The sequence below is a fragment of the Streptosporangium sp. NPDC023963 genome (assembly GCF_040639135.1).
In the GTDB taxonomy this organism is placed as follows: domain Bacteria; phylum Actinomycetota; class Actinomycetes; order Streptosporangiales; family Streptosporangiaceae; genus Streptosporangium.
On record NZ_JBEZZK010000001.1, the window covers coordinates 256,206 to 276,399 of the forward strand.

17 protein-coding genes are annotated in these 20,194 nt (G+C 71.2%); 12 read left to right on the top strand and 5 right to left on the bottom strand.

Features of this window, described 5'->3' with window-relative positions; genetic code table 11:
* Window positions 1-83 precede the first annotated feature (83 nt).
* Window positions 84-461, top strand: a complete 378-nt coding sequence (locus tag AB0F88_RS01105) for a hypothetical protein (protein WP_362676034.1) — start codon at window positions 84-86, stop codon at window positions 459-461.
* Window positions 462-500: 39 nt separating this feature from the next.
* Window positions 501-1,685 (top strand): serine hydrolase domain-containing protein, encoded by a 1,185-nt coding sequence (locus tag AB0F88_RS01110; RefSeq protein WP_362676036.1) that lies wholly within the window; start codon window positions 501-503, stop codon window positions 1,683-1,685.
* An 89-nt stretch (window positions 1,686-1,774) separates the two neighbouring features.
* On the opposite strand, the gene AB0F88_RS01115 is transcribed toward AB0F88_RS01110, so the two are convergent.
* Complete coding sequence (locus AB0F88_RS01115; RefSeq protein ID WP_362676038.1) at window positions 1,775-2,926, bottom strand: cellulose binding domain-containing protein; 1,152 nt, start codon at window positions 2,924-2,926, stop codon at window positions 1,775-1,777.
* A 141-nt stretch (window positions 2,927-3,067) separates the two neighbouring features.
* Window positions 3,068-4,069 (bottom strand): LacI family DNA-binding transcriptional regulator, encoded by a 1,002-nt coding sequence (locus tag AB0F88_RS01120; protein WP_362676040.1) that lies wholly within the window; start codon window positions 4,067-4,069, stop codon window positions 3,068-3,070.
* Window positions 4,070-4,277: 208 nt separating this feature from the next.
* On the opposite strand from AB0F88_RS01120, the gene AB0F88_RS01125 reads away from it, so the two are divergent.
* The 4 genes from AB0F88_RS01125 to AB0F88_RS01140 are packed head-to-tail and all read left to right on the top strand — an operon-like array spanning window position 4,278 to window position 8,920.
* Window positions 4,278-5,804 carry an alpha-N-arabinofuranosidase gene (locus AB0F88_RS01125; protein ID WP_362676042.1) on the top strand — a complete coding sequence of 509 codons (1,527 nt, stop codon included), beginning with the start codon at window positions 4,278-4,280 and terminating at the stop codon, window positions 5,802-5,804.
* Window positions 5,805-5,808: 4 nt separating this feature from the next.
* On the top strand, window positions 5,809-7,149 hold the full coding sequence (locus AB0F88_RS01130) for an ABC transporter substrate-binding protein (protein ID WP_362676044.1): 1,341 nt from the start codon (window positions 5,809-5,811) through the stop codon (window positions 7,147-7,149).
* Entirely contained in the window at window positions 7,146-8,087 is a 942-nt protein-coding gene (locus tag AB0F88_RS01135) for a sugar ABC transporter permease (protein ID WP_362676046.1), read from the top strand. Before AB0F88_RS01130 ends, AB0F88_RS01135 begins: the two co-directional genes overlap by 4 nt.
* Window positions 8,084-8,920, top strand: coding sequence for a carbohydrate ABC transporter permease (locus AB0F88_RS01140; RefSeq protein WP_362676048.1), 837 nt, complete (start codon window positions 8,084-8,086; stop codon window positions 8,918-8,920). The genes AB0F88_RS01135 and AB0F88_RS01140 overlap by 4 nt, the downstream gene beginning before the upstream one ends.
* A gap of 114 nt (window positions 8,921-9,034) precedes the next feature.
* Here AB0F88_RS01140 and AB0F88_RS01145 read toward each other — a convergent pair whose 3' ends face one another.
* Complete coding sequence (locus AB0F88_RS01145) at window positions 9,035-9,289, bottom strand: Smr/MutS family protein (RefSeq protein WP_329093428.1); 255 nt, start codon at window positions 9,287-9,289, stop codon at window positions 9,035-9,037.
* Window positions 9,290-9,749: 460 nt separating this feature from the next.
* Between AB0F88_RS01145 and AB0F88_RS01150 the strand changes: the two genes are divergently transcribed.
* Entirely contained in the window at window positions 9,750-13,058 is a 3,309-nt protein-coding gene (locus tag AB0F88_RS01150) for a S8 family serine peptidase (protein WP_362676050.1), read from the top strand.
* Window positions 13,059-13,214: 156 nt separating this feature from the next.
* Here AB0F88_RS01150 and AB0F88_RS01155 read toward each other — a convergent pair whose 3' ends face one another.
* Together AB0F88_RS01155 and AB0F88_RS01160 are read right to left on the bottom strand one after the other, a co-directional pair.
* Window positions 13,215-13,643 carry a CBS domain-containing protein gene (locus tag AB0F88_RS01155; RefSeq protein WP_362676052.1) on the bottom strand — a complete coding sequence of 143 codons (429 nt, stop codon included), beginning with the start codon at window positions 13,641-13,643 and terminating at the stop codon, window positions 13,215-13,217.
* A gap of 96 nt (window positions 13,644-13,739) precedes the next feature.
* Window positions 13,740-14,939 (bottom strand): helix-turn-helix domain-containing protein, encoded by a 1,200-nt coding sequence (locus AB0F88_RS01160; protein ID WP_362676054.1) that lies wholly within the window; start codon window positions 14,937-14,939, stop codon window positions 13,740-13,742.
* A 183-nt stretch (window positions 14,940-15,122) separates the two neighbouring features.
* On the opposite strand from AB0F88_RS01160, the gene AB0F88_RS01165 reads away from it, so the two are divergent.
* Genes AB0F88_RS01165 through AB0F88_RS01185 form a run of 5 tightly spaced genes read left to right on the top strand, consistent with a single transcriptional unit; the run spans window position 15,123 to window position 20,102 of the window.
* Window positions 15,123-15,956: an ABC transporter ATP-binding protein gene (locus AB0F88_RS01165; RefSeq protein ID WP_362676056.1), complete on the top strand. Its 834-nt coding sequence runs from the start codon at window positions 15,123-15,125 to the stop codon at window positions 15,954-15,956.
* Window positions 15,953-16,792: an ABC transporter ATP-binding protein gene (locus AB0F88_RS01170; protein ID WP_362676058.1), complete on the top strand. Its 840-nt coding sequence runs from the start codon at window positions 15,953-15,955 to the stop codon at window positions 16,790-16,792. Before AB0F88_RS01165 ends, AB0F88_RS01170 begins: the two co-directional genes overlap by 4 nt.
* Window positions 16,789-17,679, top strand: coding sequence for a branched-chain amino acid ABC transporter permease (locus tag AB0F88_RS01175; protein WP_362676060.1), 891 nt, complete (start codon window positions 16,789-16,791; stop codon window positions 17,677-17,679). Before AB0F88_RS01170 ends, AB0F88_RS01175 begins: the two co-directional genes overlap by 4 nt.
* Window positions 17,672-18,814 carry a branched-chain amino acid ABC transporter permease gene (locus AB0F88_RS01180; RefSeq protein ID WP_362676062.1) on the top strand — a complete coding sequence of 381 codons (1,143 nt, stop codon included), beginning with the start codon at window positions 17,672-17,674 and terminating at the stop codon, window positions 18,812-18,814. Before AB0F88_RS01175 ends, AB0F88_RS01180 begins: the two co-directional genes overlap by 8 nt.
* A 4-nt stretch (window positions 18,815-18,818) precedes the next feature.
* Window positions 18,819-20,102, top strand: a complete 1,284-nt coding sequence (locus tag AB0F88_RS01185) for an ABC transporter substrate-binding protein (protein WP_362676064.1) — start codon at window positions 18,819-18,821, stop codon at window positions 20,100-20,102.
* The last annotated feature ends 92 nt before the right edge of the window (window positions 20,103-20,194 follow it).

Consider the following 20,194-nt stretch of genomic DNA (forward strand, 5'->3'; position numbering starts at 1 on the left):
TGTCCTGTGGACACGGGGCCTCGCCTCGGGCGTGGTAGTAATTGGGACCCACGGAGGAGGCCGGACAGACAAGTTGGTGCGCCATGACCGAGCACTTCCTCGGCGTTCTCGGCATCGGTGAGGCGCTGGGGGTGAGCCGGCACGCGGTGCACAAGTGGCGCTCCCGCCATCCGCGCGATTCGCGGCACCCCTTCCCCGAGCCCGACGTCGAGGTCGACGGAGCCCCCGGCTGGCGGGCCGACCGCCTGGAGGAGATCGCGCGGTGGCGCGACGGCCTGCCGGGCCGCGGCGCGGGCGGAGGCCGCCCTTCCGCCGCACGCCAGGAGTATCTGAGCGCGGCGACGGCGCGCGGCCTGGACCGGGACGAGGCGGTACGCGCACTCGTCACGTTCGCCGAGGAGTTCCCCGAGATGACCGAGCCGGAGATCTGCGCCTGGCTCATCGAGAAATGGCGCGGGTAGCACCTCCCGCGACACACACCAAACGGAAGGCCATGACGCATGCCCGAAATCGGAGGAAGCACCGCGCCGGGGTTCGAAGGAGTACGCGAGGCGTTCGCGGCCAACCTGGCCGGCGGGCAGGAGGTGGGCGCCGCGGTCGGCGTCTACCTGCACGGCCGGAAGGTCGTCGACCTGTGGGGCGGGATCGCCGACCCCGTGACCGGCCGCCGCTGGGAACGCGACACGCTGCAGGTCGTGTTCTCCACCACCAAGGGCGTCACCGCCGCCTGCGCGCACCTGCTGGCCCAGCGGGGCGAGCTGGACCTCGACGCGCCCGTCGCCGAGTACTGGCCGGAGTTCGCGGCGAACGGCAAGGAGCGCGTCCCGGTCCGCTGGCTGCTCACCCACCAGGCCGGGCTGCCCGCGATCGACCACCCGATCACCCCCGCGGAGGCGATCGCCTGGGAACCGATGGTGACCGCCCTGGCCGCCCAGCGCCCCCTCTGGGAGCCGGGCACCGCGCACGGCTACCACGCGCACACCTACGGCTGGCTGGTCGGGGAGGTCGTCCGCCGGGTGACCGGCCGCAGCCTCGGCACGTTCCTCGCCGAGGAGATCGCCGCGCCGCTCGGCCTGGACCTGTGGATCGGGCTGCCGGAAGCCGAACTGCCCCGGGTCAGCCGGATCGTCGCCGCCCCCGTCGACCTGGACGCGTTCGCCCGGATCGACCTGGACTCCCTCCCCGAGGCCGCGCGCGAGGTGATGCGGGCCTACGCCGATCCCACCTCGCTGACCAGGCGGGCGACGAGCGTCATCACGCCGATGCCGAACCACGACGACCCCGCCGAGCAGGTCGCCGAGATGCCCTCCACAAACGGCATCTGCACGGCCCGCGCGCTGGCCCGCTTCTACGCCGCGCTCATCGGCGAGGTCGACGGGCATCGCGTCCTCACACCCGCCACCCTGGCCGCGGCGACCGCGGAACAGGCCGGCGGCGTCGACCGCGTCCTGCGGGTTCCGGTCCGGATCGGCACCGGTTTCGGCCTGCCGACCCCCGACGCCTTCTGGTACAGCCCGACCGCCTTCGGGTTCCCCGGCTACGGCGGATCGCTCGGTTTCGCCGACCCGGCGACCGGCCTCGCCTTCGGCTACGTCATGAACCACATCCAGGAGGGCGTGCCCGACCGCAGGGCCGCCGACCTCCTCGACGCGGTCCACGGTGCCGTCAAGGCCCAGGCCCGATGACACAGGCCGTACGGCCGGCCTCGGCCGGGTCCGGACCGGCGGGTTCTGGCGGGTCCTGGCGGTGCCGGCGCGGCACCGCCAGGACGCGGTCAGCCGGTGGTGCAGGACTTTCCGTTGAGGGCGAAGCCCACGAGAACGGGCGGGGGGCCGCTGTAGGAGAGGACGAACCCGGCCTGCACCGACGAGCCGACGGGGATGACCTTGTTCCAGTGCTTGCTCGTGCCGGTGAGCCGTGAGCCGGCCTGGGTCCAGTCCGCCGACCAGCCCGTGGTGAGGCGTACGGCCGACGTCGAGTAGTCGACCGTCAGCGTCCAGCCGTCGATCGCGGTCGTGCCGGTGTTGCGCACGGTGATCTCCGCGGTCAGCCCCGAACCCCATGTCGTCGCGCGGTACGACACCGCGCACGACGGGCCGGGCGTCGGCGTCGGCGAGGGAAGACCTTCCCTGGCCAGGACGGACAGCGGGTCGGAGGGCGCGCTGAGGTTGCCGGCCGCGTCCCTGGCGACCACGACGTAGGTGTAGCGCTGCCCGATGACCACGCCGGGTTCCCTGGAGTTCTGGTACGAGGGATAGGTGGTCGTGCCGACCTTGGCGTAACCCGTCGCGGTCTCGCGGTAGACGTCGTACCCCGTCACCGCCACGTTGTCGCTCGACGCCTGCCAGCAGAACGCGATGCCCCGGAAGTCCCACAGGCAGGGCTCGCTCAGACCGGCCGGCTTGGACGGGGGCACGCGGTCGCCCGGCTGCGGGGTCGGCGAGGCGGTCGGCGTCATGCCGACCGTCGCGGACACCGTGATCAGGGTGGAGGGCGGGCTGACGTTCCCCGCCGCGTCCCTGGCCACGACGTACATCGTGTACGAGCGGTTCAGCTCGCCCGAGAAGCCGCCGACCGTGCCGGTCGTGGTGGAGGCGAGGACGAAACCGCCGGCGTCCAGGCGGTACAGGTCGTAGCCGACGACCCCCGTGTCGTCCGACGAGGGGTCCCAGCAGATGGAGGCGTAGCCGGTCGGGGTGGAGGCGGCCGGCACCGGACAGGGCCGCGTCCCCGCGGGACGCGTGGGCGGGGTGGTGTCGTCGCCCGCCCCCGCCGGAACGACCGCGTACGGGGCGCCCCTCGCCGGAGCGGCGGCCAGGGCCGTCTCTCCGGCCGGGCCGATCGCCAGTGCGGCGATGAGTAACGCCAGCGAGAGAAATCCGAGGGTGAGGAGGACCGCCACCAGGGATCGCCTACCGAGTTGCATGATGCCCCTATCGAACCGCATCGGCGTGTGACCCCCCGCAGGAATTGTGAATCATCTGCGGCACCCCGTAAAGCCGCGATTTCACCGGCCGGTGAAAGCCCAGGCGGCGAGGACGACCGGCCCCCGGAGGGGGCGCGCCGGTCACCGCCCGAGGGTGCTCTCCCTGACCATGAGCCGGTAGCCCGCGCCCACCTCCTTCGGGGGGCGGTCGGCGGGGCCGTCGATCCGCTGCTTGAGCAGGTCGACCGCGGTCCGGGCCAGCTGGGCCTTGTCGGGGGCGACCGTGGTCAGGGTCGGGGTGCTGAAACGGCCGTCCTCGATGTCGTCGAGGCCGGCCAGCGCGACGTCCTCGGGCACCCGCAGGCCGGCGGAGAGAATGGTCCGCATGGCGCCCAGCGCCAGCAGGTCGTTGAAGCAGAAGACCGCGTCGGGCGGCTCGGCGCGCGCCAGCAGCGCGGCCATCGCCGCCGCCCCCTGGTCCCTGCGGTAGCGCTCGACCGTGGCGACCGTCTCGGGCAGCCCGTGGGCGGCCATCGCCTCGCGGTACCCGGCGAGCCGGAGCGGGGCGGTGCCGCTGGCGGCGTTGTCCTCGGCGCCCAGCGCGGCGACGCGGGTGCGGCCGAGCCCGATCAGGTGCTCGGTGACGTCGCGCGCCGCCCGTACGTTGTCGATGGCCACGTGGTCGGCGGGGCCGTCGTGGATCCGCTCGCCCAGCAGCACGAGCGCGGTGGCGTCGGTGCGCGCCGCGAGCTCGTCGGCGCCGATGGCGATGGGGCTGAGGATCACCCCGTCCACCCGGTGGTCGCGGACCCCGTCGAGGATGCGCCGCTCCCGCTCCAGGCGGCCGTCGGTCTGCTCGATGACCACCAGCCACCTCAGCTCGGCCGCGGCGTCGATGACGAACCTGGACAGCTCGGCGAAGTAGGGGGCGTCGAGCTCGGGCAGCGCCAGGGCGATCACGCCGGTGCGTCCCTGACGCAGGCTCCTGGCAGACAGGTTGGGCCGGTACTCCAGCTGGGAGAGCGCCTCCTCGACCTTGGCCCGTGTCACGGGCGACACGTGGGCGTACCCGTTGACGACGTTGGAGACGGTCTTCACCGACACCCCCGCCAGGCGCGCGATGTCGCGCAGGCTCGCTCCCACCCGCTCCCCCATTCCCGCCGCGGCCTCCGCCGCCCGACGCCGCGCCCTCCGCCGCCCGGCCCGGCCGGCGCTCCACGGAGCGTACGAGATCCGATTGCGACGATCGTAACGCCCCGGTATCGACTTCCGAAGCGACTGTTTACAACGTTGAAACAACGTTGTAGAAACCCCCTACCACGAAATGTCGCGTTAACAGAGAGGTCGTGTCTTGGCGACCACCGCCCGTCTCACCCTGGACCCCGCCTTCCGGATCGGCCCGGTGGAGCCCCGGCTCTTCGGTTCCTTCGTCGAGCACATGGGCCGCTGCGTCTACACCGGCGTCTTCGAGCCCGGCCACCCGCTGGCCGACGCCGACGGCCTGCGCACCGACGTGCTGGAGCTGACCCGCGAGCTCGGGGTGACGCTGGTCCGCTACCCGGGGGGCAACTTCGTCTCCAACTACCGCTGGGAGGACGGCGTCGGCCCGGCCGAGGAGCGGCCGGCACGGCTGGACCTCGCCTGGCGGAGCCTGGAGGGCAACGCCTTCGGGCTCAACGAGTTCATGGCCTGGGCCGCCAAGGCCGGGGTCGAGCCGATGATGGCGCTCAACCTCGGCACCAGAGGGGTGGCCGAGGCGCTGGAGCTGGTCGAGTACACCAACTACCCCGGCGGCACGCGCCTGTCGGACCTGCGCCGCTCGCACGGCGTCGACAAGCCGCACGACGTGCGGCTGTGGTGCCTGGGCAACGAGCTGGACGGCCCGTGGCAGATGGGCCACAAGACCGCCGCCGAGTACGGCCGGCTCGCCGCCGAGACCGCGCGGGCCCTCAAGCGCTTCGACGACGGCCTGTCACTGGTGGCCTGCGGCAGCTCCAACAGCGGCATGCCGACGTTCGGCGCCTGGGAGGCCGAGGTGCTGGAGGCGACGTACGAGATGGTCGACTACATCTCGCTGCACGCCTACTACGACCCCTCCGACGGCGACGCCGACTCCTTCCTCGCCAGCGGCGCCGACATGGAGCACATGATCCGCTCGATCACGGCCACCGCCGACCACGTGGGCGCGAAGCTGCGCAGCGGGAAGCGGATCAGGCTCTCCTTCGACGAGTGGAACGTCTGGTACCAGAGCCGCTTCTCCGGCGAGTCCTCGCTGGACTGGCAGGAGCGCCCGCGGCTGATCGAGGACACCTACGACGTGACCGACGCGGTGGTGGTCGGCAGCCTGCTCATCACGCTGCTGCGCAACACCGACCGGGTCGGCGTCGCCTGCCAGGCGCAGCTGGCCAACGTGATCGCCCCGATCAGGACCGAGCCGGGCGGCCCGGCGTGGCGGCAGAGCATCTTCCACCCGTTCGCGCTGACCGCGCGGCACGCCCGCGGCCAGGTGCTGCGGGTGGAGCCGGAGTGCGAGGTGATCCCGACCGCCAAGTACGGGGAGGCGCCCGCGATCTGGGCGACCGCCACGCACGACGAGGCGACCGGCGAGCTGACGCTGTTCGTGGTCAACCGCGACCGGCACGGTCCGTGCGCGCTGGAGCTCGCGTTGCCGGAGGGCCTGCGGCCCGTGGAGCACCTGGAGCTCACCGACGACGACCTGTCGGCGGTCAACTCCGCCGACGCGCCCGACCGTGTCGTCCCCCGGCCGGGCGACGGCCCGCGCATGGAGGGCCGCCGCGCCTTCCTGAACCTCTCACCCGTCTCGTGGAACATCGTCCGCTTCGCTCCCCTTTCCCCCCAGAATTCCCCCCAGGAGTAGGAACATGACCAGTCCCCTGTCCCGCCGCTCGTTCATGGGCCTGACCGGCGCCGCCGGTCTCACCGCCGCGCTGGCCGCCTGCGGCGGCGGCACCAAGCTCGGAGCCGGCGCCTCCTCCCCGGCCCCGGCCGCGCCGACCTTCTCCGGCGGGGAGTACTCCGGCCCCAAGGTGACCCTGGACTACTGGAACGGTTTCACCGGCGGCGACGGCCCGCACATGCGGACCATGCTGGAGGCGTTCAACAAGGAGTACGCCGGCCGCATCGAGGTCCGCAACGTCACCCGGCGCTGGGAGGACCTCTACCCGGCCATGCCGACGGCCATCACCGCGGGCAAGGGCCCGGACGTGGCGGTCATCCACAACGACTGGATCGGCACCTTCGCCACCCGCAAGACGCTGATCCCGCTGGACGACGTGGTCGGCGCGCTGAAGCTCAGCGAGTCCGACTTCATCCCCGCCGTGTGGAACGCCGGGATCTACGAGGGCAAGCGCTACAGCGTCCCGCTGGACGTGCACAGCCTGGCCGACTACTGGAACGCCTCCCACCTGGAGAAGATCGACCTCGACGACGCCCCGGCCGACAGGGCCTCCTACGAGGACGCCCTGGGCAGGCTGAAGGAAGCCGGGATCGAGAACCCGTTCTGGATGCCCAGCAAGTGGCCGGCCCACCTGATGTTCATGAGCCTGCTCTGGCAGTTCGGCGGCGAGCTCTACAGCGAGGACGGCGCGAACGCGCTCTGGGGCTCCGAGGCGGGCGCCAAGGCCCTGGGCTGGATGGTCGAGCAGATCGACAAGGGCCTCAGCCCGGCCAAGGTCGCCCAGGACAGCCAGTACGCCGCCTTCAAGAACGACAAGGTCAGCTTCACCTGGGACGGCATCTGGCAGATCAACGACCTGAAGACCAACGCGAAGTCACTGAAGTGGGGCATGTCCCCGATCCCGAACATCGGCGGCACGGCCGCGGCCTGGGCCTCCTCGCACAACTTCGTGATGACCTCCCAGGCGGGCAAGGACCCCAACAAGGTCCAGGCGGCCAAGTTCTTCATCGACCACATCAGCCGCCAGTCCACCGAGTGGGCCAAGGCCGGGATGATCCCGGCGCGCAACTCCGCCCGCCAGGACCCCGCCATCGCCGACCTGCCGCAGATCAAGATGGCCTCCGACGTGAACATCTTCCGCTTCCTGCCGCCGCTGCCCGGTGTCGGCGACGTGCAGTCCAAGGCGCTGGAGCTCGCGGTGGCCAAGGCCGTGCTGAAGCAGGCGTCCCCGGCCGACGCGCTGAAGGAGGGCGTGGCCTCCGCCGACAAGCTTCTCGCCGCCAACAAGCGGAAGTACGAGAAGTGAGCCTGCTCGCCGAGCGGAAGGGCCGGTCCCCCGCCGCGGGGGACCGGCACCCCGCCAACGGGGTCACGCCCAGGATGCGGCCCTGGACGCCGTACGCCTTCCTCGCCCCCTACCTCGCGCTGTTCGCCGTCTTCATGCTGCTGCCGATCGGCTTCGGGTTCTGGACCAGCCTGCACGAGTGGGACATCAACCTCCCGGACAAGCCGTTCGTCGGGCTGGAGAACTACGCCGAGCTGTTCGACCCGGCCAGCGTGGACGGCTCTCGGTTCTGGACGGCCATGCGGGCCACCGGCGTCTTCACCGTCGCGTCGGTGCCGCTGCTCATCGTGCTGCCCCTGCTGGTCGCGCTGCTGATGAACGGCCGCTTCGCGGGGCGCAACGTCTACCGCGCCGTCTACTTCGCGCCGTACGTGCTGGGCGTGGCGGTCGTCGGGTTCGTCTGGCAGTTCCTGCTGGACGGCAACATCGGCCTGGTCAACCACTACCTCGGCCTGGACGTGCAGTGGACCACCGACGTGCCGCCCGCCTGGGTCGCCCTCGTGGGCGTGACGGTCTGGTGGACGCTCGGCCTGAACTCGGTCATCTTCCTCGCCGGGCTCCAGGACATCCCGCGCGAGCTGCACGAGGCCGCGATGGTCGACGGCGCCTCCGCCTGGCAACGGTTCCGGGCGGTGACCCTGCCGGGGCTGCGGCCCGTCACGGTGTTCGTGGTCAACGCCACGATCCTGGCCTCGGCCAACATGTTCGGCCAGTCCTACCTGATCACCCGCGGCGCCCCCGCCGACCAGACGAAGACGGCGATCTACCTCATCGCCGAGACCGGCCTGCGCCAGTTCGACATGGGCACCGCGTCCGCGATGAGCTTCATCCTCGCCGCGTTCCTGATGGCGGCCAGCGCCCTGGTCTTCGGCGCCTTCAGAGACAGGAGCGGGCGATGACCCTCGACACCCGGCGGCTGCGGCGCTCCCTGCTGCACCTCGTCCTGGCGGTGATCGCGGCGCTCTACCTGAGCCCGCTGCTCTACATGTTCGTCACCTCGTTCAAGACCCGCGAGGCGGCCGGTTCCACCGAGCCGCAGTGGATCCCCGACCCGATCTCGCTGGACGCCTACCGGGAGCTGCTCGGCAGCGCCGACAGCCCGATCATGACCTGGTTCCTCAACAGCCTCGCCGCCGCCACCGGCCACGCGGCCCTGGTCCTGGTGACCGCCGCGCCGGCCGCGTACGCGCTCGCCCGGCTCCGCTTCCGCGGCCGGAACACGATCTTCGCGACGGTCGTGGCGACGCTGTTCGTGCCGCCGGTGGTGCTGCTGATCCCCAACTTCCTCATCGTCAACGAGCTCGCCTGGGTGGACAGCCTGCCGGCGGTGATCGTCCCTGCGGCGGCCGGGGCGTTCGGCGTGTTCTTCCTGCGGCAGTTCTTCGTCACCCTGCCCGGCGAGCTGGAGGAGGCCGCCGAGCTCGACGGCTGCAACCGGTGGCAGATCTTCACCACCATCGCGCTCCCGCTGGCCCGCCCGGCGCTGGTCACGCTGTTTTTGCTGTCGTTCCTGACCAACTGGAACGACTTCCTGTGGCCGATCTTCGTGCTGCTCAGCCCCGAGTCCCTGACCCTGCCGGCAGGCCTGGGCAACTTCCAGAGCGCCAACAGCATCCGCTACGACCTGCTGATGGCCGGGGCGGTGATCGCCAGCCTGCCGGTGATCGTGCTCTACCTCGTCGCCCAGCGCTGGGTCATCGAGGGCATCTCCCGCTCGGGCCTGAAGGGGTGAGCGGACGGGCCGGCGGTGGGCTCCCGCCGCCGCCGGCCACCCACCCGGAGCACGAGCCCACCACGACCGGCGCCGTACTCATGCCGGGACACCCGCCTTGGAACGGTCGTCGACCTACTTGTAGCGAAAGTAGACGAAGAGGCGGCCGTGGTTCTTGGCGTCCTTGTCGATGCGGTGGTAGAGGGCCTTGATCTCCTTCTGCTCCAGGAAGCGCAGGACCTTCTTCTTCAGCTGGCCCGAGCCCTTGCCGGGGATGATCTCGACCTCGGTGGCCTTCTTCCTGATGGCCTCGTCGATGATGCCCCGCAGCGCCTTGTCGATCTCTCCGCCCTTGTTGTAGAGGGGGTGTAGATCAAGCTTGAGCTTCAACCGAGCCTCCCGCGTGTCAGGTGGGGCCAGTTTACGCGGGGCGGGCCGCCCCGCCTTCTCGGCCGTCTCACCTTCGCGGTGGGCCCCAGCGATCACGCCCTACGGTCACAGCCGCCCGCGATCTCACATCGCGCCGGTGCGGAGAAAAGCCCGACGCCGCCGACCTCGGGGAGACCGGAACATCGGCCCAGTCTGCAATCAAATTTGACCAATTCCCATGATTATTGTGTCAATTTAACGATCTAGGCAAACAAATGACCTCTAGTTAGGCTCCCTGTCATGATCGGCCGCCTTTACCGGGTGGCCGATCGCGTGTCACCCACCGGGGAGGGTCACGGCCTCTTCGGCATGCCCTGCCCCGGGCCCGCGGGTGGCCTCCCTTCCTGTGGCGTGGCGGTTCACGCGTGCCTACAGGGAGGTCTCGTTGGCCAGGAAGCCCTACTCACCGAGGATCAGACGCGTGGCGGTGCTCGCCGCCGGCGTCGGGCTCGTCGCGGCGATGGCGCCGCCGGCGAGCGCGGATCCCACCCCCACCCCCACGCCGTCCGCCAAGTGGACGGCGACCCCCCTGACCGGGGGTGAGCCGGTCCAGGGCGCGAAGTCCCCCACCGGCAAACTCGCCCGGAGTGACGAGGGGCTGCTGAAGTCGACCTCGGGCGCCACGGTCAACGTGATGGTCAAGCTCGACTACGACTCTTTCGCCGCCTACCAGGGCGGTCTCGACGGACTTCCCGCGACGAGCCCGGCGAAGACCGGAAAGGCTCTTGACATCAAGAGCGGCGACGCGCAGAAGTACCAGCGGCACATCGAGGACGTCGAGAACACCTTCCTCGCCGAGCTGGCCAGGAACGTGCCAGGCGCCAAGGCGGGCCAGAAACTGCGGACCGTCTACGGCGGCATCGCGCTGCGCGTCCCCGCGAACAAGGCGGCCGCGCTGCTGAAACTGCCCGGTGTCGCCGCCGTCCAGGAGGACAGGCCCGAGCAGCTGCTGACCGACTCCAGCCCCGCGTTCATCGGAGCGCCGACGATCTACAACAAGCTGGGCGGCAGCTCCTCGTCGGGCAAGGGCGTCATCGTCGGCATCCTGGACTCCGGTGCCTGGCCCGAGCACCCCCAGTTCGCCGACCCCGGCACGCTGCCCGCCGTACCGGCGACCAAGGACGGCACGCCGCGCGTCTGCGACTTCGGCGACAACCCGCTCACCCCGGCGGCCGACCCGTTCGTCTGCAACCGGAAGGTCATCGGCGGCGCCCCGTTCCTGGAGACCTACAACGCGAACGTCGGCGGCGAGGTCTTCCCGGACAGCGCCCGCGACTCCAACGGCCACGGCACCCACACCGCGACGACCTCCGCGGGCGGCCCGGTGGCCGACGCGAACCCGCTCGGCATCAGCCGGGGACCGATCCACGGCATCGCCCCGGCGGCGCACGTGTCGGTCTACAAGGTCTGCGGCCTCACGGGCTGCTACCCCTCAGACTCCGCCCAGGCGGTCGGCCGGGCCATCCTCGACGGCGTCCGTGTGATCAACTTCTCGATCTCCGGCGGCACCTCCCCCTACAGCGACCCGGTGGAGCTGGCCTTCCTCGACGCGTACTCGGCGGGCGTGCTCGTCTCGGCCTCGGCGGGCAACGCCGGTCCCGGCGCGGCGACCGTCAACCACGTCAGCCCGTGGGTGACCACGGTGGCGGCCTCCACGCAGACCAGGACCTTCCAGTCGACGGTCACGCTGTCCGGTTCCGGCGGCGCGACGGCCACGGTGAAGGGCGCCTCCATCACCCCGGGCGTCGCCTCCCCGCTGCCGGTGGTGCGGGCCTCGGCCCCGCCGTACTCCAACCCGCTCTGCACCGCGCCCGCGCCCCCGGGCCTGTTCACCGGGAAGATCGTCGTCTGTGAGCGCGGTCCCGACCGGGTTCTGAAGGGCTTCAACGTCCGGCAGGGCGGCGCGGCCGGGATGATCCTGTACAACGCCACCCCGCTCGACGTGATGACGGACAACCACTGGATCCCCTCCGTCCACATCGACAAGCCCGAGGGGGACGCCCTGCTGGCGTTCCTGTCGGCCAACCCCGGCGCGACGGCCTCGTTCACCCAGGGCACCAAGGCCACCTGGCAGGGCGACGCGATCACCACGTTCTCCTCGCGCGGCCCCGGCGGCGACTTCCTCAAGCCGGACGTCACCGCCCCCGGCCTGCACATTCTGGCCGGTCAGACACCGCTGCTCGAGGGTCCGGCCGGTGGCCCGCAGGGCAACCTCTACCAGGCCATCTCGGGCACCTCGATGTCGTCGCCGCACGTCGCGGGCTCCGCGGCCCTGCTGTTCGCGCTGAACCCGACCTGGACGCCGGGCCAGGTGAAGTCCGCGCTGGAGACGACGGCCAAGACCTCGGTCACCAAGCAGGACCGCGTCACCCCGGCCGACCCGTTCGACACCGGCGGCGGGCGCGTCGACCTGACCAAGGCCGGCGACCCCGGACTGACCCTGGACGAGACGGGCGAGAACTTCACCGCCTCGGCCGACGACCCGCTGAACCGCATCGACCTGAACCTGCCGTCGGTGAACGCCCCGATCATGCCGGGTCTCATCACCGCCAAGCGGACGTTCACCAACGTCACGAACAAGACGCTCACCTTCACCGCCACGGGCACGACCGTGAGCGGCGCGAACATCACGGTGCTGCCGCCGCTGTTCAGCGTGAAGGCGGGCAAGAGCGTCAAGCTCAGCGTGGTGATCACCGCGCCGGACCTGCCGGAGGGCCAGTACTTCGGCCAGGTGAACCTCAAGCAGGTCGGCGGCTCGCGCAACCTGCACCTGCCGGTCGCGTTCGTCCGCAAGGAGGGCGCCATCCCGGTGGACCAGACCTGCGCACCGGCCACCATCCCGCGCGACACCGGCGAGTCCACCTGCACCGTCACCGTGCAGAACGACACCCTGGAGAACGCCGAGGTCACGGCGGTCAGCACGCTCGACGGCAGGCTGCGCCTGAACTCGGTGACCGGCGCCACCAAGGTCGGCTCCCAGATCGCGACGACGAAGACCACCCTCGCCGCCAGGCAGCCGGACAGGCCGGGTATCGCCCCGGGCACCGGTCCGGCCCCGTACCTGCCGCTCGACGCCTTCGGCATCGCGCCGACGCCGATCGGCGACGAGCAGGCGATCAACTTCACCGTGCCCCCGTTCCAGTACGCGGGCAACACCTACACCAGGCTCGGCATCGTCTCCAACGGCTACACGATCGCCGGGGGAAGCTCGGGCTCGGCCGACGTCTCCTTCCAGCCGCAGAACCTGCCCGACCCCGCGGCCCCGAACAACGTGCTCGCCCCCTACTGGACCGACCTGGACGGCACCGGCACGCCGGGCGTCTACGCCGGCACGCTGACCGACGGCGTCAGTGACTGGCTCGTCATCGAGTGGCGGGTCAACCTCTACGGCACGAGCGATCTCAAGGTCTTCCAGCAGTGGATCGGCCTGAACGGGACCGAGGACATCACCTACACCTACGACCCGGACAACCTGCCCGGCGATCCTCCGGCGGGCTACGGCCTGACCGTGGGCGCCGAGAACGCCGACGGCACCGCGGGCGGCCAGATCAGCGGCCCGCCGGCCGAGGACCTGCGGGTGTCCAGCACGCCCGGCGCCCCGGGAGGCAGCCTGAGCTACACGATGAAGATCAAGGGCGTCAGCCCCGGGGTCGGCACGGTGACCACGGGCACGTCGACGCCGCAGGTCAAGGGCCTGACGATCGAGGTGGACAGGATAACCGTGCAATAAAGGAAAACGTGATGGGCCCGGCGCGGCGCGCCGGGCCCATCCGTGCTCACGACCTCGAACCCACCCGGACTCGTGAACTCGGACCCGTCCGTGCTCGCGACCCCGAACCCACCCGGGCTCACGACCTCGGGCCCGTCCGGGCTCGCGGGCCCGGGCTCAGCGGTGGAGATAGTCGACCAGGTGGGCCTTCTCGGTCTCCAGCGCCTCGATGGAACTCTTGACCACGTCGCCGATGCTCACGATCCCGGCCAGCCGGCCGGCGCTCACGACCGGCACGTGCCGGATGCGATGCGTGGTCATGGTCTGGCGGAGGTCGTCGACGTCGGCGTCCGGCGGGCAGGTGCGGACCTCGGTCGTCATGATCGACGACACCGGCTCGTCCAGCACGCCGGCACCGCGGTCGTGCAGCCGCCGTACGACGTCGCGCTCGGAGACGATGCCCGCGATGGACGAGCCGTCCTCGGACACCACCACGGCACCGATGTTCTTCCCGGCCAGAACGGCCAGCAGCGCGGCGACCGTCGCGTCCGGGCGGACGGTCTCCACCTCCGCCCCCTTGCCTTGCAGAATCGTACCGATCAGCATTGACACCACCTCGGTTCAGCCTGGCGCGGGTATCCCTTTCCTTTGCCCCTTTGTGTCACACGCTAAGCGCTGAAACGGGCAAAGTGCGGGTGATTATCAGGTGACGGGCAGCAGCCGTACCGCGTCGAGCGCCAGGGTGAGCTCCACGATGTCGAGCGGGCGCGCGAGCGACCGGCCGGTGAGCTGCTCGATGCGGCGGATGCGGTTGAAGACCGTGTTGCGGTGGCAGTACAGCTGCCCCGCGGCGCGCATGGCCGAGCCCTCGCACCGCAGCCACGCCTCCAGGGTGCCGAGGAGCACCTCCCGGTCGGCCTGGTCGAGGGCGAGGATGGGCCGCAGCACAGCGCCGCTGAGGTGACCGGCGAGCTCGGGCTGGCTGACCACCAGCGCGGCGGGCAGCCTGTCCTCCAGCCTGGCGATCTCCGGGCCCTCGCCCACACAGGTCCGCAGGGCCAGCTCGGCGAGCCGCCTGGCGCGGCCCAGTTCCGCCAGTCCCTCGACGACCGGGCTGATGCCCGCGCACCCGGTGATGTGCGGGCGGAGCTCCTCGGCCAGGTCGTCCATGTTCGCGTCGCGCAGCAGCACGACGGACACCTCGTAATCAGGGCGCATCCGCCACAGCAGGCGCATCACGCCCAGGGCGGTCGGCCGGGGGGCGTCGTCCCCGTGGTCGTGGCGGCCGGGCAGCCGGGTGATGACGACGGCGTACCGGCCCAGTTCGGGCAGGTCGAGCCCGGCGGCGGCGCTGCGGACGAGGGCGGCGTCGACCCGGTCCTCCAGGAGCGCGTCGAGCAGGGCCTGGACCCTCTCGGCTGTGCGGCCGAACATCTCGGCCTCCCGTCTTCGGTAGGCCTCGGCGGCGGCGATCGCCTGCCTGTCGATGGCGTGCCACACCTTGGTGGCGCTGCGGAGCAGGACCGGCAGGCTGTCTGATTCCTCTTCGGCGACCACGTCGATGAGGCCGTCCCACATCACCTGTGCGGAGAGCCGGTAGCTGCGCAGCAGTGAGTCCATGGGCAGTCCCTGTTCCGCCCTGCGCCGGGCGGTCTTCTCCGCCTGCGGCAGGTCACACCGTTCGGAGCGGGGCAGCAGGATGGCGCCGATACCGTCCCGCATCGCCTCGTAGACGCTCTGCCAGTGGTCGTCGGTGGGGACCATCCGCCGGTACGCCTCGTCGGTGTCGCGGATCTTGGCGACGAGTTCGTCGGTGAGCTCGGGAAGCCTCAGCAGCAGCCTGCGGGCGGCCAGGCGCATGATCCTGCGTACTTCTTCGTCCGTAACCGGGCGGGTCCCCATCTGGGGATCGTGACAGCAAGGCACCTAGCCGAACAAGGTTCTGTTCTGTTTCGTGATGCGGGGTTGTGCGCGCGCACAACCGGTACCCGTCCCGCATGGGCGCCCGCCCCGACTTCACCCCGCCCTCTGGACGCCGGTGAAGCGCCTCGGTTGGGTGCGTTCATCGGCTGTCAGGAGGCACACATGGACGTGCACGACCCTCGCCCGCCCGGAGATTCCGGGCTGGTCGTCAGGGATCTGGCGGTGAGTTACGGCCCGGTCCTGGCCCTGCGGGGTGTCTCGCTGGACGTCCCGCGCGGTTCGGTCGTCGCGGTGCTCGGCGGCAACGGCGCGGGGAAGTCGACCCTGCTGCGCGCCGTGTCGGGCACCCTCAGGTTCCACCGGGGCGGGATCACCGCGGGCGAGGTCGGGTTCGGCGGTACGCGGCTGTCCGGTGCCGCCACCTCGGCCGTGGTGGCGAGGGGCGTCGTCCAGGTGCCCGAGGGGCGCAGGGTCTTCGCGCGGATGACGGTGGAGGAGAACCTGAGGGCCGGCGCCCTCGGCGCGCCCGACCGGCGCTCGGCGGCCGAGGCGCGGGAGAGCGTGCTCGCGCTCTTCCCCGTGCTCGCCGAGCGCGCCGGGCAGCGCGCGGGCCTGCTGTCCGGCGGCGAGCAGCAGATGCTCGCCATCGGCCGGGCGCTGATGGCCAGGCCGAGGATGCTGTTGCTGGACGAGCCCACCCTCGGTCTCGCCCCGATGATGGCCGCCAGGATCGCCGACACCGTTCGCGAGATCAACGCGCGGGGCACCACGGTGCTCCTGGTGGAGCAGAACGCCGCCATGGCCCTGTCCCTGGCCTCGCACGCCTACGTGCTGGAGGTCGGCGAGGTGGTGCTGTCGGGACCGGCCGCCGAGCTCGCCGCAAGCGACGAGGTGCGCCGCCGCTACCTGGGCATCGAGGACCCGGTTCCGGTCGTCCCGGGATCCGCGGGGAAGGCCGCGGCCGCCCGCCCGGCGCTGGCGAGGTGGTCCGCGTGAGTGACACATACCAACCGGACGGTACGGATACTTCCATTCCCCGGCTCGACGTGCGTGACGTGACCGTGCGCTTCGCCGGGCTCACCGCGCTGGACGCGGTCGGCTTCAGCGTCGAGCCCGGCAGCGTCCACGCGGTGATCGGGCCCAACGGGGCGGGCAAGTCGACCTGCTTCAACGTCCTGTCGGGCGTCTACCGGGCCACCTCGGGCAGCGTGCGGTTCGGCGACGCGGAACTGACCTCCCTGGCCCCGCACCGCATCGCCGCCCTGGGGGTGGCGCGCACCTTCCAGAACATCGCCCTGTCGCCGCGCCTGTCGGTGCGGGACAACCTGATGCTCGGCCGCCACCGGCTGACCCGCGCCGGGTTCGTCTCGGCCGGGCTGCGGCTGCCGTCGGCCCGGCGAGAGGCGGCCGCGCACGGCGAGCGGGTGACCGAGATCGCCGCGTTCGTCGGGCTCTCCGAACGGCTGGCCACGCCTGTCGGGCTGCTGCCGTACGGCGTGCAGAAGCGTGTGGAGCTGGCGCGGGCGCTGTGCATGGAGCCCCGGCTGCTGCTGCTGGACGAGCCGGTCGCCGGCATGAACGGCGGTGAGCGCCGTGACATGGCCGAGCTGATCGTCGCGGTGCGGGAGAGCCTCGGCATCTCGATCCTGCTGGTCGAGCACGACATGGGGATCGTCATGCGGCTCGCCGACGCGGTGACGGTCCTGGACTTCGGCAGGCGCATCGCGGACGGGTCCCCCGGCGAGGTGCAGAACGACCCCGAGGTGGTCCGCGCCTACCTGGGCGCGGCGGCGGAGAGCACCCCGGCCAAGGACGAGGAGGTCTCTTCGTGATCACTTTTCTCGAACTCCTGGTGAACGGGATCTCCGTCGGAGCCGTGTACGCGCTGATCGCCCTGGGCTTCGTCATCATCTTCAAGGCGACCGAGGTGGTGAACTTCGCGCACGCCTCGCTGCTGCTGGTCGGCGGCTTCATCGTGGCCAAGACGCACCCGTCGGTCGGCTTCTGGACCGCCCTGCTGCTGGGCGTCGCCGGGGCGGCCGTCGTGGGCGCCCTGATCGAGTTCCTGATCATCCGCAGGGCGAACGTCGCCTCGCACAGCGTGCTGGCGATCGTGACGATCGGCGTCGACATCGTGCTGACGACCGAGCTGACCAGGCAGATCGGTACCGACGTGCTCGCGCTGGGCGATCCGTGGCACGACCGGGTGCTGCATCTGGGAGCCGTCAGCGTCGCCCAGACCCGGGTGGTCGCGTTCGCCGTCGCGGCGGCTTTGATCGCCGCGTTCCTGCTGGCGTTCAAGTACACGAACTGGGGCATCGCCATGCGCGCCACCGCGGAGGACGCGGAGACCGCCGCGCTGATGGGCGTGCGGCGCGGGCGGGTCTCGATGGGGGCCTGGGCGGTCGCCGGGGCGCTCGCCGCCGTCGCCGCGCTCTTCCTGTGCGTCTTCCCCACCCCGGGGCTGGACCGCAGCACCACGTTCGCGGCGATGAAGGCGTTCCCCGCGGCGATCCTCGGCGGCCTCGACTCCACCACGGGGGCGCTGGCCGGAGGGCTGATCATCGGCGTCACCGAGGCCATGATGAGCGGCTACCAGAACGACCTGGCCTTCCTCGGCCGGGGCATCGGCGACGTCGCCCCGTTCCTCGTGATGATCATTGTCCTGCTCATCCGCCCCGCGGGGCTGTTCGGGACGAGGGAGCTGGCACGTGTCTAAGAAGGTCATCCTCTCCTGCGTCGTGCTGGTCGCGGTGGCGATCGCCGTACCGTTCTACCTGGAGGGCTTCTGGCTGCAGGCCGGGCTCTTCGCGATGTCGGCGGCGATCGGGGCGATCGGCATCAACCTGCTGACCGGCGCCACCGGCCAGCTGTCCATGGGCCACGCGTTCTTCCTGGCGGTCGGCGCGTACGCCTACGTCTACTTCGGCTCCGAGCCTGAGGGCGGCGCGCACGCCCTCGGCGGCCTGGGCCTGCCCACGCCCGTCGCGGCGCTGCTCGCGGTGCTCACGGCGGGTGTCGCGGGCGGGGTGTTCAGCCCCATCGCGGGTCGCCTGAAGGGCGCCTACCTCGGTATCGCCACCCTCGCGCTGATCTTCGTCGGCCAGCACGTGCTGTTCAACGCCGAACCCGTGACGGGCGGGTACAACGGGCGGACGGTGCCGCCGATGGAGCTGTTCGGGTTCGCGTTCGCCGACACCCCCGAGCTGGTGGTGGCGCAGGTGCCGTTCGGGTCGCTGGAGCGGCTCTGGTTCCTGGGGCTGGTCCTGCTGACCGGCGCGGCGCTGTTCGCCCGCGGGGTGCTGCGCGGCCGTCCCGGGCGGGCCATGAACACCATCCGCGACCACGAGATCGCGGCCGGGGTCATGGGCGTGCCGGTGGCCCGCTACCGCGCCGGGGTGTTCGTGCTGTCGTCGATGTACGGCGGCCTGGCCGGGGTCCTGATCGCGCTGGTCTTCCAGCGCACCGTGCCCGACTACTTCGGCCTGCTTCTCTCCCTCGACTACCTCGCGATGATCATCATCGGCGGGCTCGGCTCCGTCGCCGGCGCGGTGATCGGCGCGATCTTCATCTCGATGCTCCCCCAGCTGCTCAGCCGCTACAGCGACGCCCTGCCGCTGGTGGCGGAGCCGGGCTCGGGCGGGGTGTCGCCCGCCGAGGCGGCCCGCATCCTGTACGGCGCCGCCGTCGTCGCCGTCGTCCTCTTCCTGCCCGGCGGGCTGCTCGGCCTCGCCGGGCGCCTGCGCCTGGCCGTCGACCGGCGGCTCACCTCCGCTCCTCCCGCTTCCGCGACCTCCGCGACCTCCGCGACGACGAAGACCCCGCTGTCCCCCTCCCCCGACACAAGGAACTGATGAAATGGGAATCCCAAGAACCCCGGTCCGACGCATCGCGGTACTCGCCGCCCTCGCCCTGGCCGTCACCGCGTGCGCCAGCGAGAAGGCCACCGGTGGCAGCGGGGACGCCGCCGCTCCCTCCGCCGTCGGGGGGGACGGCGTGAAGACGGGCCCCGGCGTCAGCGCCGACAAGATCACGATCGGCCTGATGACCGACCTCACCGGCCCGTACGCGTCGTTCGGCAAGAGCCTGACCCAGGCGCAGCAGCTGTACTTCGAGCAGACGAACGCGGCCGGGGGCGTGTGCGGGCGGCAGCTGGAGGCCCTGGTGCGCGACCACGGCTACGACGCGCAGAAGGCGATCGCCTCCTACACCGAGATCGCCCCGAAGGTGGTGGCGATCGCCCACTTCGTCGGCTCGCCCATGGTCAACGCGCTCAAGCAGCGCATCGAGACCGACCAGATGCTCACCATCCCGCAGGCCTGGGCGACCGGGCTGCTCGGCAGCAAGTCCATCCAGGTCACCGGGACGACCTACGACATCGACATGATCAACGGGGTGGACTTCCTGGCCAAGGAGAAGGGCATCAAGTCCGGGGACAAGATCGGTCACCTGTACTTCGAGGGCGACTACGGCGAGAGCGCGCTGAACGGCTCCAAGTACGCGTCGGAGAAGCTCGGCCTCACGCTCGTGGAGCAGAAGATCAAGGCCACCGACCAGGACATGAGCGCCCAGGTCGCCGCGTTCAAGGCGGAGGGCGTCAAGGCCATCCTGGTCTCCGTCGGCCCCAAGCAGACCGCCTCGCTCGTCGGCGTCTCGCTCGCCAAGGGCATGGACGTGCCGTTCGTCGGCAGCAACTCGGCCTACTCCCCCCAGCTGCTGCCCACCCCGGCCGGGCCCGCGCTGCTGAAGGACTTCTACTACATGACCGCGGGCACGCCGATCAGCGCCGACATGCCCGCCATGAAGAAGCTGGCCGCCGACTACGCGGCGAAGTACCCGGACACGGCCATCGACAGCGGCGTCCCCTCGGGCTACTCGGCGGCGGCGATCGTCGTCGACGCGCTCAAGAAGGCCTGCGAGGGCAAGGACCTGACCCGGGCCGCGGTGGTCGCCGCGCACCGCGGCCAGTCGTCCTGGGGTGCGGAGTTCGGCACGGTCATGGACTTCACCACGTTCGACAAGCCCGCCTCGCTGCTGTCGTACGTGGCCAAGCCGGACAAGGCCGCCCTGGGCGGCGCCGTCGTCTTCAAGGAGGCCGCCACGTCCGACCTGGCCAAGGAGTACCAGGTCCCGGTGGGCTGACCCGTGTGCGCGGTGCGGCTCCGTACCTGCCGGGGGTGCGGGCCGCACCGCTCCGGACTAGCGTGTGGGTGACCAGAGACCTTCGCGCCCGG